At 25.5% G+C, this 13,716-nt stretch carries 11 protein-coding genes; 7 read left to right on the top strand and 4 right to left on the bottom strand.

The window, feature by feature from the left end; translation table 11 throughout:
* The first annotated feature begins 54 nt into the window (after positions 1-54).
* From ABDZ60_RS12760 to ABDZ60_RS12750, 3 genes are all read left to right on the top strand, one after another.
* Positions 55-219, top strand: coding sequence for a hypothetical protein (locus ABDZ60_RS12760; protein WP_343778537.1), 165 nt, complete (start codon positions 55-57; stop codon positions 217-219).
* Positions 212-1,078 (top strand): SDR family oxidoreductase, encoded by an 867-nt coding sequence (locus tag ABDZ60_RS12755; protein ID WP_343778535.1) that lies wholly within the window; start codon positions 212-214, stop codon positions 1,076-1,078. The genes ABDZ60_RS12760 and ABDZ60_RS12755 overlap by 8 nt, the downstream gene beginning before the upstream one ends.
* A gap of 222 nt (positions 1,079-1,300) precedes the next feature.
* Positions 1,301-3,325 carry a sensor histidine kinase gene (locus ABDZ60_RS12750; protein ID WP_343778533.1) on the top strand — a complete coding sequence of 675 codons (2,025 nt, stop codon included), beginning with the start codon at positions 1,301-1,303 and terminating at the stop codon, positions 3,323-3,325.
* Positions 3,326-3,362: 37 nt separating this feature from the next.
* Here ABDZ60_RS12750 and ABDZ60_RS12745 read toward each other — a convergent pair whose 3' ends face one another.
* Both ABDZ60_RS12745 and ABDZ60_RS12740 read right to left on the bottom strand, forming a co-directional pair.
* Positions 3,363-4,133, bottom strand: a complete 771-nt coding sequence (locus ABDZ60_RS12745) for an acyl-CoA dehydratase activase (RefSeq protein WP_343778531.1) — start codon at positions 4,131-4,133, stop codon at positions 3,363-3,365.
* Positions 4,134-4,141: 8 nt separating this feature from the next.
* Positions 4,142-5,293 carry a double-cubane-cluster-containing anaerobic reductase gene (locus tag ABDZ60_RS12740; protein WP_343778529.1) on the bottom strand — a complete coding sequence of 384 codons (1,152 nt, stop codon included), beginning with the start codon at positions 5,291-5,293 and terminating at the stop codon, positions 4,142-4,144.
* Between the two features lie 277 nt (positions 5,294-5,570).
* On the opposite strand from ABDZ60_RS12740, the gene ybaK reads away from it, so the two are divergent.
* Complete coding sequence (ybaK, locus tag ABDZ60_RS12735; RefSeq protein ID WP_016209026.1) at positions 5,571-6,038, top strand: Cys-tRNA(Pro) deacylase; 468 nt, start codon at positions 5,571-5,573, stop codon at positions 6,036-6,038.
* 140 nt (positions 6,039-6,178) lie between these two features.
* Here ybaK and ABDZ60_RS12730 read toward each other — a convergent pair whose 3' ends face one another.
* Both ABDZ60_RS12730 and ABDZ60_RS12725 read right to left on the bottom strand, forming a co-directional pair.
* On the bottom strand, positions 6,179-7,072 hold the full coding sequence (locus tag ABDZ60_RS12730; RefSeq protein WP_343778527.1) for a DUF1002 domain-containing protein: 894 nt from the start codon (positions 7,070-7,072) through the stop codon (positions 6,179-6,181).
* Between the two features lie 191 nt (positions 7,073-7,263).
* Positions 7,264-8,934, bottom strand: a complete 1,671-nt coding sequence (locus ABDZ60_RS12725; protein WP_343778525.1) for a DUF2207 domain-containing protein — start codon at positions 8,932-8,934, stop codon at positions 7,264-7,266.
* 158 nt (positions 8,935-9,092) lie between these two features.
* Between ABDZ60_RS12725 and ABDZ60_RS12720 the strand changes: the two genes are divergently transcribed.
* From ABDZ60_RS12720 to ABDZ60_RS12710, 3 genes are all read left to right on the top strand, one after another.
* Positions 9,093-10,040 carry a DUF7916 family protein gene (locus tag ABDZ60_RS12720; protein WP_343778523.1) on the top strand — a complete coding sequence of 316 codons (948 nt, stop codon included), beginning with the start codon at positions 9,093-9,095 and terminating at the stop codon, positions 10,038-10,040.
* Between the two features lie 263 nt (positions 10,041-10,303).
* Complete coding sequence (hydA, locus tag ABDZ60_RS12715; RefSeq protein WP_343778521.1) at positions 10,304-11,683, top strand: dihydropyrimidinase; 1,380 nt, start codon at positions 10,304-10,306, stop codon at positions 11,681-11,683.
* A gap of 162 nt (positions 11,684-11,845) precedes the next feature.
* A complete protein-coding gene (locus tag ABDZ60_RS12710; protein WP_343778519.1) occupies positions 11,846-13,630 on the top strand; it encodes a WG repeat-containing protein in 1,785 nt (594 codons plus the stop codon).
* Positions 13,631-13,716: the final 86 nt, after the last annotated feature.

Below are 13,716 nucleotides of genomic sequence, written 5' to 3'. Positions count from 1 at the left end.
TTAGCGATTAAATAATAAAAAATAAGTATATAAATAAGTAAAGGAGAAGTGATTATGAAGGAAGTTTACAATGATTTAAATAATATTGGTAATTTTACAAAAAATGCTGTAAAGGAATTTGAAAATAATATAATAAGTAAAACTAATTATTTAGAAACTATAGAAAGCAATTCAAATTTCAAAAATAATTATAGTATTAAGGAGAAAAAAGATGAGTAATAATTTTCCAAAGGAGTTTCCTCCACAACATCAAAATACACAACCAGGAATAGAAGAAAAAATGAATCCTAAGCCTATTTATAAAATAGAAGAATTATTCAAAGGATCAAATAAATTAAAAGATAAAGTTGCAATAATAACAGGTGGTGATAGTGGAATAGGAAGAGCTGTATCTTTAGCTTATGCAAAAGAAGGAGCGAAAATAGCAATTATTTATTTAAATGAACATGAAGATGCAGAAAAAACTAAAAAGCTTATAGAAGATATAAATGGTGAATGTATTTTAATAAGTGGAGATATTGGAGATGAAAACTTTTGTATTAATGCTGTAAATACAGTTATAAAAGAATTTAATAAAATAAATATATTAGTTAATAATTCAGCAGAACAACATGTATGCAATGCATTAACTGATATAACCAAAGAACAATTTGATAGAACTTTTAAAACAAATGTATTTGGAGCTTTTTATATAACTAAAGAAGTTTTAAAGCATTTAAATGCTGGAGATTGTATTATTAACACAACATCAGTAACGGCTTATCATGGACATAAAACGTTAATTGATTATTCAATGACTAAAGGAGCCTTAACTTCATTTACAAGATCATTAGCATTAAATTTAGCAGATAAAAATATAAGAGTAAATGCAGTTGCTCCAGGGCCAGTATGGACACCTCTTATACCAGCTTCTTTTGATATGACTGAAGTTTCAAGTTTTGGCAAACAAAGCCCTATGAAAAGAGCGGCACAACCAGTAGAATTAGGTGAAAGCTATGTTTTCTTAGCTAGTGATGGAGCTTCTTACATAACTGGAGAAACAATTCATGTTAATGGTGGAGAAATAGTAAATTCATAAAGAATTAAAAAGCATATTTAGATAAAATCTAAATATGCTTTTTAATATTTAACTATGTATCATATAAAAGTATCATATAAAACAAATTTATATGATATAGTAAAAAAATTACATTTTCTTGAGAAAATATGGTAAAAAATGTTTGCGTATGATATCATAATATTGGTTATTATATATAAATTTCTATTTCACACTAATTATTAAATAGAGGGTGGGCTAAATATGAGTAACTTAATTGATTTTTGTTTAAAAAGTTCTAATATAAATTTAGATAATGTAGACAATATATATTTTATAGATAATTTATTAAATAATAATAAGATAGCAGTAGGTGTTTATAATTTTCCAGAACTAAAATTGATAAAATCGAATCAAATTTATATAGATATATTAAATAATAGTAGTATAAAAATAAAAAAGGATTCTGAATTTAAATTAAAGGAAATAAAAGAAATAGGAGCAGATAATATTTTAATAGATCTTCTAAAAAAGTCTATTGAAACCCAAGAAATGCAATGCTCTGAATATATATATTTTCATAATATTAATGGAAGTTCCGAATATTTAAAATGTATAGTAAATCCAATAATAAAAAATAATACAATAAAATATCTAACAATAACTTTTATAAATGTAAATAAAGATGTGTTAAACAATACAAGGATGGAAAAAGAAATAGAAAAGCTTAAAAAGGAGAAGGAAGAGTTACAAGAGGAAAATAATAAATATAAAAATATAATTGATAATATTAGTGATGGTATATTTTTAGCAAATAAAGATGGCAAAATAGAATACTTTAATAAAGCTGCAAGGAAATTTATATATAATAATAATGTTAGTTATATAGGAGAAACTCTTGCACATACTAACTATTATGATTTAAAGGGAAACAAAATTTCTTTAATTGATTTACCCAATTTTAAAGCACTGCAAGGTAAACAGATATTAAGTATGAGACTTATAGTTGAAAGACCAGATATAACTATAAAAACAGATATAAGCAGTAATCCTGTATATGATAAAGAAAATAATATAATTGGATCTGTATCTAGTATAAGGTGTTTAAATGATTCCTTAAAAGTCGAAAAATGTCTAGAAAAACAAAGAGACGGCTTCTATAATATAATAGATAATTTAGATTTATTGATTTGTAGATTTTCTTATCCAGATTTTAATATAATACATTATAATAAAAAGGTTAAGGAAGAAATATTAGAGATTGATAAATGTAGTGATAAATTATTTATGCAAATTCCTTATAATGATAAGAAAAAAATAAATATAATAAAATCTAAGAAAACTATGATTAGTGGTAGTACAATTAAAACATTAATTAATAAAAAAGAAAGATATATAGAAACTTTTTATCAGCTTATATATGATAATAACAAAATTCGTGAAGTAGTAAAAGTAGGAATAGATATAACAGATAAAATTGGATATCAGAAGGAACTAGAAACAATTTTAAAAACTCAAGAGGAATTCTTTTCATTTATTGCCCATGAATTTAGAACTCCTTTAACTGTGATGAGCTCAACAACTCAACTAATAAATCTTCTATATAAGAAAGATTTACCTGAAAAAGTACAAAACTATATAGATAAAATAAATTTGAGTGTTTTACAGCAACTAAGACTTGTAAATAACCTTTTAGACATTACAAAAGCAGGATCAGGATATTTAAACATAAATTTAAGAAATTATGATATTGTAAGTATGTCAAGATTAATTACAGAATCTGTAAGGAGCTTTGCAACAAGAAAAAATATAAACTTAGAATTTAAATGTGATTTTAATGAAAAAGTTATAGCAATAGATGATGAAAAATATGAACGAATACTACTAAACCTACTATCAAACGCTCTAAAATTCACTAAAAATGGGGAAAAGGTAATTGTTAAGATAGGTTATGAATGTGAATTTATAAGTATAGATGTAAAGGATGAAGGAGTAGGCATTCCTAAAGAAAAACAAAAAGTTATTTTTGATAGATTTGGTCAAGTAAATAATGAGCTGACGAGAAAGTCAGAAGGAACTGGAATAGGTTTATGCTTGGTAAAATTATTAGTTAATGCTATGGGTGGGAAAATAGAATTAACTAGTGATACGGGAGTAGGTAGTAATTTTAGAATTTTGCTTCCAGATAAAAAAGTTTTAGAAGAAACTAAAGTAGTAGATATGAATCTTATGGATAATAGGTTGATTCAAACAATGGATATTGAGTTTTCCAATATATATTTTGAATAAAAATTAAAATAAAAGAGAACCAAATTTTGGTTCTCTTTTATTTTATAGATTTCATACATTTTTTATAGGCTATAATAGCTGCCCCAATTGCTCCTGCATATTGACTTAATTCATCGGTTACTACATCAAGGTCTAAATGCTCGCTTAAAATACTTCTAAATGAATTTGAATTTGCAAGTCCACCCGTAAAAAATACATCATTTTGTAATTTTAATCTTCTAGCAAAGTTTGCGGTTCTTTTAGCAATTGAATCAATAACTCCTAAGGCTATGTCCCCTCTAGCTACATCCTTTGACAAAAGACTAATAATTTCACTTTCAGCAAAAACTGTACACATGCTAGAAATATTAACTTTATTCTTATCCTTAACAAACTCATCTATATTACTAATATCTTCTTCAAGAATACGCATCATAACTTCAATGAACCTTCCTGTTCCAGCAGCACATTTATCATTCATAATAAAATCTATCACATTTAATGAATTATCAAGTTGTATTACTTTACAATCTTGTCCACCTAAATCTATAATAATTCTAGTTTTTTCATTTAAAAATGCTGCACCTTGAGCATGACAAGTTATTTCAGTAACTGTTTTATTAGATTCCTTTAATAAATTTCTTCCATAACCAGTAGTAATGGTATATTTAATATCTTTACTAAAAAGTTTATTATAAACTAAATAAATGCTTTCCTTTGGCTTGGCCGATGTTCTTATTTTATAGGTGTTGATTATTTTTTCGCCATCAAATATAGCTCCCTTAGTATATGTTGAACCCGAGTCAATTCCTAAAGTGTAAATATTCATAATATATCCTAAAGCATTTCAATAAATGCTGCCATTCTTGTATTTAGTTGTCCAATATCACCATTAGAGAAATCTGTTTCTACACTCATATAAGGAATATCTTTTTTAGTATTAACAAATCTTTTAATTGATAAGGTTTCAACATTATAAGTGTGGCAAGCGGTTAAGATTACGTCAATTACTGCATCAACTTTATATTCATCAATCATCTTATCAAGAAGTTTAATACGATTTGGGTTAGGAGTCATGCAAGAGCAGCCAATAGACAAATATTTCTTTGCTAATGCATCATATACATCAGGATTATCTTCATCTACTAAGTCCTCAATAGCTTTTGCACCACTACAATTTTCAAATGCAACAACATAAGCACCATTTTCTTCTATAGCTTTAATAACCTTTTCAGTTGCTGTTCCAAGGGGACAACCGGTTATTAAAATTCTAGGCTTAGATTCATATTTCTTTACACTTGCATATTCATTTTTAATTTTATAAACTAGTTCATTTAATTGTTTTGGTATTGCTTCTTTATCAAAAGCAAAAGTTGTCCCATTTAAGACTTTGAAAATATCAACTCCAGTTACTGGTACAGGATCTAATTTTCCTAATTCATAAAATTCTTTAAGAGCTTTTCTTTCATTATTTTTTATTTTTATAGCTTTTTTTATATTTTCTTCTAAAATTTCAGTATCAAATTGTTTTTCTAAAGTATTTTTTAATTTTATAATCTCATTTTTCCAAAGATTAAGACCATCTTCACTTTGAGAATTTGGAAGTTCCATAACATGAACAGGCTTAAATTCAGAAAGATATTCATACATCTTTTTCTTTCCATCACAAGTTGTTTCGCCAACAACTAAATCAGAAAAATAGAAAAATGGGCATTTATCTGTCTTACCAAACCCGTAACTAGATTTTATTAATGGACATAAGTTACGTGGTAGATCTTGTTCAGCATCTGGAATGGTTTCGTCTGAAGATGCACATAAAGAGACAGTTGAGGCTCCCATTGCTAAAGCTATTTCTTGAGGAAAGTAGGTACAAAATACTCCTATAAGAGGTATATCTTTTTCTTTTTGTTCTTTTGCCGTAATGAATGAATTCCTTCTAATTTCTCCGAAGGTTTCAAAAATTTCAGGTAATTCTTTTTGTATTTTCATAAATTTCAATCTCCCTTATAATTTAATATAGTTTATACAGTTAAAAACAAAAAAATAGTATTTTAAATTTACTAGTATATTGATATTTTAACATGAAATTACATAAAGGAAAACGTTTTAATAAGATATACCTTATATATATTAAATTTTACTATTTATAAGAAATAATTTTTTATAATAACTTAATTAAGTTATTTTTATTAAAAAGTTGTATTTTATAAGAAAATGGTAATATTTTTATAAAATGATATAATTATATTGTTTGGAGGGATACTTTATGGATGAAAAAACAAATGTAATGCGAATTTTAGATAAAAAGAAAATTAAATATACCAGTTATTCTTATGTAAATACAGATGCTATAAGTGGAGTAGAGGTAGCTAGTGTTCTAGGGCAAGACCCTAAACAAGTTTTTAAAACTCTTGTAACAGCAGGTAAATCAAAAAACTATTATATATTTGTAATACCTGTAGAAAAAGAATTAGATTTAAAAAAAGCGGCTAAAAGTGTTGGTGAAAAATCTATTGAAATGATAAAATCAAAGGATTTATTACCTCTAACTGGATATGTTCATGGTGGATGCTCGCCAATCGGAACAAAAAAACAATTTATTACTACGATTGATATATCAGTTAAAGATCTTGAAACATTTATTTTTAGTGCTGGTAAAATAGGATATCAAGTAGAATTAAGTTTAGATGATCTTAAGAAGGTTATTAGAGTTCAGTTAGCCGATTTAGTATAAATAATTTAATTATAAGATTTATTTAAAATATAAATATAAAATATCATTATAGGGTATTAGAATTAATATAATAAGGATATATCATTAGCGTATTTAAAATACGTTAGTGATATATCCTTTTATTTTAGTGAAAAGCTTAATTAATTATTACCTATATTCTTTATTGAATCAAATAGCTTAGAGAAAAAATTACCTATTGCAGCAAATATTCCTTGGAAAAAGCTACTATCTTGAATATCTTTACCAGAGTTTTTTAGAACTTCTGAAATTTGATTACCTATATTCTTTAAAGTTTCCTTAACAGTACTATAATCTATATCCAAATCATTTATGTCAGTCATTAAAGCTTTTATTTGCTCTTTTTGCTCATCAGATATTTCTACTGTATAGTTATTTGTAATACCTTCAACTATCTTAGAAATTTCTTCACTATTTTTTGGAGCTTCCTTTATTATTTTTGTTTTTACATCATTAATAACTTTAGCGGCTTCATCATATCCAATTTCTTCTCCAAGAGCTGAAGTGGTTTCAATTTCTTCTTGAGCTGCTTTTTTGTTTTTTAATGATAATTCTTCACCTTTAGCACTTTCAAAACCTTTTAATATTCCAGATAATGCAGAAGTACCTGTGACTGGAAAAGGTGAGCCTGCTTTTACTTCAGCATTAGTTATCCCAGAAGTAACTAATGCATTTGATAACATAAGAGAAGTAACTTCAGTTAAATTATTAGATTGTACTTGTATTCCACCGTTATTAGTAATCTTAACATAAGAAGAAGAGTAGCAACCACCTTCATAATTTGATTTATCGTTAGGATCAAGACCTAACTGTTTGATTATATCATCATTAGTTATTCTATCTACACTAACTTCATTTTCTGAAACACCAAATTCTTTAAGCATTTGAACTTCTTGTGCATCTGTTAAGTCAATCCCAAAAGTAACTCTTTCTTTATTTTGAGCTTGTACAGTAAAACTAAATAAAGAAAAAGCAATAGTATATGATGTAATTAGCTTTAGTATATTGTTTTTCATAAAAATCTCCTTTTAAAATATAAAATACTTTACTTTAATATTATTAAAGAAAGTTAGAAAATAGAAGACCTTTAAGATTTATTTAAGAATTTACTAACAAAAAATTAAAATAAAAAGACATAGGATTATTACTTATGTATAAATATCCCATATCTTTTATAATATATTTAAAGAATATAAAGTAATTAAATTTAAAAGGCTCCAGAATCTCCGCCACCACCACCAGAGAAGCCGCCTCCAGATGAAAAATCATTAAAGCTATTGTTGCTAAAATCAAGCCCATTATTAAAATTAGAGTTACTATTATGATTATTATCTGCAATATTGTGTATTTCATTAAATAGAAATGCATTAGTAATATAATAACTATAAAAAGTATTATTAAAATTATTGTCATAAGAATAATTTTCTTTAGAATCAGTTAAATCCATTTCTAAATCATAATTACTTATTCCTAATGCAGAAGCATATATTATTGATTCTTTTATATTATTTATATCTTTATTATCTATTAATGATAATAGATATTTTTTATAAGCACACCATTGAAGATATTCATTATAAGCATCGTTACTTAATACTTCTTTATTTTTTATAATTATATAGTAATTATGGAGTTTTCCATTTAGTCTTATTTCATTTATAAAATCCCAGTAGGAATTATAAAAGTTTTTAGCTATATTTTTACTTTCATCAACTTTTATTTTTATAGAGTCAAATGAAAATTCGTTTTTATTATCTTCATAGGTTTTAAACCAATCCATTAAAACTTTTAAATGTGAATATTCACATTTGGAGCTATCTTTTATTCTTTTAAACTTAACAGTAACAAGTTCATTTCCATTTGATAAAGTACTATCTAACTTATAAAATCCCTTATTTGCAAGATACATTAAAGTAGAAGGAACTATAGATAAATCAATATTATTTTTATCATATAAATATGCTACTAAAGCAGGACTTGTATTAGAAGGCGGATAAGGCAATACATCATCTGATGTAAAAATAAAATTTGATCTATATTCATTTAAAGCTTCATTGAAAATTCTTTTTGATCGTTTATTAGAAAGATAAAAAGTTATAGCTATTATAATAATTAGTGAAGATGGAATTAGTATCGGCAATAATACACTAGGAGAATCTTTTTCTCCATAATTTTGTATATTACCATCAAAAATATTTGAATCACTATTTTTTTCTGCTATTGGAATCGTAAGAAATTCAGGATGAAATTTTAAATCAATTCCTAAATCGGAAGTTAAATTTTCACCAGCAATTTTAATTTTATTTTCTGATGTTTCAGTATTAAAATTTCCATCACCGTAAACAGTATAATATAAATTGTTAGCATTAAAGTTAGCTGAATTTAAACTTATATTTAGTTCAATATTATTAACAGGATTTTCTTTTGATGCAGTGTAAAAACTCCAATTTAAAGAACTAAAATCTACATACTTTATAGCAGCAGAATTTATTAAGTACTCAACTTTAAATTTTTTTTCTTCATTACTACTTTTAGAATAAATTTTAACTTGAAGCTTATCATTAGAATTTATAATTTCATAGCTATTATTTGACTCATCATTTTTTTCTTTCAAAGCATAAGTTCCATTCTTATCTTCGACAGTTACGTTATTAATTGAATAACCGCTGGATCCATTTAAATTTAGATTCAAATAAATACCATTAAAATCACCATTAAAAGTATAAGAAAACTCGTCATTTACAATAATATCCCCATTACTTTGTATTTCTGCATTTATAAATAACCTATCAATTGAATAATTTTTAGTATCTGCAGATACAGTTATGGGAATTGTAAATAAAAATAATAAAATTAAAGTGTAAGTTAGCTTTTTCATAATATCTACCCCCTTATATTTACTAGAATATCATATAATATGTATTTTCTCCATATTACTAAATAGTATTAAGATAAAGTTCTTTTGTTAGACGTTTTCATTTATAAAATAAATGCTATATAATAGTATATATAATAATCATAAGGGAGGATAAATTTATGAAAAGAATATTTGAATTAACAACAAGTGATATTGAAAATCTAAATAAAAACACACTAAAGGATATAATAAGTAAGTCTGAAGGAAGAACTGTTATGTCTGAAACTATTATTAGCTATACTCCATATATAAGGGAGGTATCTAACTTAGAACTTGCTGCAAGTTTTGGAGCTGATATGATTACTTTAAATACATTTAATTTTGAAAAACCTTTTATTTTTGGTATAGATGGTGGAGCTAATTTACTTTCATCAATAGATAATTTAGCTAATAAAATTGGAGAGCAAATTAGAGATAACTTAACTAATAAAGATTATATAAAGAATATTAAAAAGTTAGTTGGTAGAATGATAGGAGTAAACTTAGAGCCTGTACCAGAAGGAAGTACTTATGAAAGAGGGTATAGATTGAATATAGAAAATCTTAAGAAAGTTAAGGAATATGGATTTGATTATATAGTTATAACAGGTAATCCTAATACAGGAGTTACAGAAAAAACTATTTGTGATGGAATAAAGCTTGCTAAGGAAGTATTAGGGGATAGCACTTTAATAATAGCAGGAAAAATGCATGGAGCAGGTAGTGGGAATATATATGATGAAAAGTCTATAAAAAGTTTTATAGACTGTGGTGCAGATGTTATATTAATCCCAGCCCCAGGAACAGTCCCAGGATATGATTTAGATTTAGCAAAGAAAATAATTACTCTTGTTCATGATAATAATGCTCTTGCAATGACTACAATAGGAACATCACAAGAAGGTGCAAGTAAAAGCATAATAGAACAAATAGCTTTAAATTCAAAAATGGCAGGAGCTGATATTCAACATATTGGAGATTGTGGAACTTTTGGAATAGCATTGCCTGAAAATATCATGGCACTTTCAGTAACAATAAGAGGAATTAGACATACTTATAGAAGAATGGCTCAATCGATATTAAGGTAATAAAAAGTATTAAATAAAATATGAATCTTATAATATTTAAATTTTGAGGAGTCTTATCATTTTATATGTGTTTGAAACAAAATTAAGTTATCATAATATAAATTGCTTATCAAAATGATATAAAATTATCAAAATGATATAAAATTATATTAAAAAGTATGTTATAGAACATAAATACAGTTTGGCATATTCATTGCTTATGTATAATAAATAATGTAAAGAAAATATATATTCTTTCAAATATAAGAAAGTGAGTGAAGCTAATGTCATTACTAATAAAGAATGGAATTATTGTTACAGCAAGTGAAACATATACAGGTGATATATATATTGAAGATGGCATTATAAAAGAAATTGGGACTTGTATAAATAAAGAAGCAAAAGAAGTAATTGATGCTGCTGGTAAGTATGTTATACCTGGAGGGGTAGATGTTCATACTCATTTAAACTTAGATGTAGGAATTGCTGTAGCTAATGATGATTTTTATACTGGAACAGTTGCAGCGGCATGTGGAGGAACAACTACTATAGTTGATCATATGGGCTTTGGACCAAAGGGATGCACTTTAAAGCATCAAGTTGATGTATATCATGGTTATGCAGATAAAAATGCAGTAGTAGATTATAGTTTTCATGGAGTAATTCAACATGTTAATGAAGAAATACTTAAGGAAATGGAGAGTATAGTAAAAGATGAAGGAATAGTAAGTTTTAAGGTTTATTTAACATATGATTATATGGTAAATGATGAGGAAGTATTAAAAGTACTAAATAGATTAAAAGAGCTTAACGGAGTTACAACTGTTCATTGTGAAAATCATGGCAGCATAAAAGTATTAAAAGATTATTATGTGAAAAATGGATTAAAAACTCCTAAATATCATCCTTTAAGTAGACCAGTAGAAGCAGAAGGTGAAGCTGTAAATAGAATGATAAATTTATCATCAATAGCAGGTAATGCACCTTTATATATAGTTCATTTATCTTCAAATTTAGGATTAAGTTATATAAAAATGGCAAGGGATAGAAATGAAAATATATATGCCGAAACATGTCCTCAATATTTGGTTTTAGATGATAGCAAATATGAATTAGAAAATAATGAAGGCTTAAAATATATCATGAGCCCTCCTTTAAGAAAAGAAGAAGATAGAAACTCCTTATGGAAAGGAATTAAGGATGGATATATACAAACTATAGCAACAGATCATTGTCCTTTTGCATTTAATAAGGATAAGCAGCTTGGAAAAGATGACTTTACAAAATGTCCTAATGGAGCACCAGGAATTGAAGAAAGAATTCCTTTAATCTTTTCAGAGGGTGTTATGAAAGAAAAAATTAGTATAAATAAATTTGTTGAGGTATGCTGTACAAATCCAGCTAAAATTTTTGGATTATATCCTAAAAAGGGTTCAATACAAGTTGGAGCTGATGGAGATATAGTTATAATTGATCATAAAATAGAAAAAGTATTAACAATTAAAGATTTACATTCAAATGTTGATTATACTGCTTATGAGGGAATTAAAGTGAAAGGTTATCCTATATATACTATTTTAAGAGGAGATATTATAGTTAAGAATGGTAATTTCATAGGCAAAAAAGGTAATGGAAGATTTATAAAAAGAAAAATAAGTTTATAAATATACTTTAATAAAAATTCTACTAATTATTATATAGTTAGTAGAATTTTTTATATTAAATATTAAATGTGGTTTATTTAAAATAAATGTTTAAAATTATTGTATCGAATACCTAAATGTACAAATATAATAAATATTATTAATATATTCCAGAGGGGTTGCATGAAAAAAAATAAATATAAACCACAAGAAGAAGATAAAAATAGAAAAGTTGAATTGTATCCTGCAATTAGAATTACTATAAATGGAAATAAATATGGGTATATAGATAAATATGGAAAAGAAATTATTCCTTTTAAATTTACTAATGCATATAATTTTAATGAATATGGATTAGCTATTGTTAATGAGAACGGACGTTATGGAATTATTAATTCAGAAGGTATTTATATAGTTAATGCTCAATATAGTTTAATAAATCAATATTCAGAAGGAAGAAGTATTTATGTGGAAAATACGGCTATGGGGGTATTCGATGAGAAAGGACATAAGTTAACGGATGCAGTATATGACTATATAGGTAATTATAAAGATGGATATGCAGTAATAAGAAAAACATATGGAAATAAATATAGATATGGTTATTTAAACTTAAAGGGAGGAGAATCTTGTGAAACAAAATATATTGAAGCAAATGATTTTAATGGAGATTATGCATTAGTAAAAATTAAAGATAGAGAATATTCATTAATAGATAATCAATGTAATATTGTAAATACTTATAAGTACGAATATGTAGGTTCATATGGAAATGATATGATGGTATTTTCTATATTATTAGGAGGCCCTTATGGTTATATAAGTAAAGAGGATAGAATAGTTATTAATCCAATTTACTCATATGCTAGAGAATTTATTGATGGAATTTCCATTGTTAGTACATCTAATGAAATAGATAAATATGGAGTAATAGATAAATTAGGGCGACCAATCTATGGAGAAATATATAGTGATATTAAATATTTAGGAGAGGGAAGACTAGCTTTAGGGTTACCAATAGGTAAAACTAAATCAAAAAGTAGAAGCATTTATGCTATTGGAGATGATAAAGGAACTATTTTTACTAAATTCAAGTTTTTTAAAGTAAATAACTTTTCAAATGGAATGGCGTCAGTATCAGACTCAAGAAAAACTTTCTTTATAAATAAGGATGGAAAGGAACTTAATAATTTACCTATATTTTTAGGAAGTGGCAAATTGGATCTACTAGGAGATATAGTACAAGCTTATGTAGATTATTATATCTATTATTTAGCTCAAAATAATAAGATGATTTATGGACCTAATAAAACAATAAATTTAAGTGAAACCTATTCAATTATTATTGAAAAATATAGACCGAATATAAATTATTTAATATATATACCTAATATTTATGGTATGAATGATAAAAATGCTGAGAATCAAATAAATTTAGAGTTGAGGAGATTATCAATTTTTGATCCGCCAAGTGATGATATATATGTTCAAACGCAACTCATAATTACAGATGAAGAAATATTGCCATATAATTATTATGGTAATTTTAAAATATTATTCTATAAAGAGAATTTACTTGTATTAGATTTAGTTGGATATTATTCAGAAATAAATCAAGAATCCATATTACAAGTAAGAAAAACCTGTAGTATTAATTTGCTAACAGGAAAGTTATATAAAATTAAAGATTTATTTAATGAAGGATCAAACTGGGATATTGAGATTAATAATAATATACTAAAAATAATTAATGAAGAACCAAATTATAATTTTATATTTCCGGATTCATTTAAAGGTATAACTGAAAATCAAGACTTTTATATAGATAATGACAATTTATATATTTATTATCATCCAGAAAAAATAGCACCTGAATCAATGGGATTTATAACCTTTACTATACCTCTTAAAAATATAGATAAAATAATCAATAAAGAAGGAGAATTATACAAATTATTAACAGGTTAACATATTAAAGCATCTTAAAAGTCAATCTTTAAGATGCTTTAATAATACACTAATGTAATATACTCTTAAATGATATTTAAATAAAT

It is taken from the genome of Clostridium sartagoforme, assembly GCF_039521405.1.
GTDB classification, from domain to species: Bacteria; Bacillota; Clostridia; order Clostridiales; family Clostridiaceae; genus Clostridium; species Clostridium sartagoforme.
This window is presented reverse-complemented; position numbering and strand designations above follow the sequence as displayed.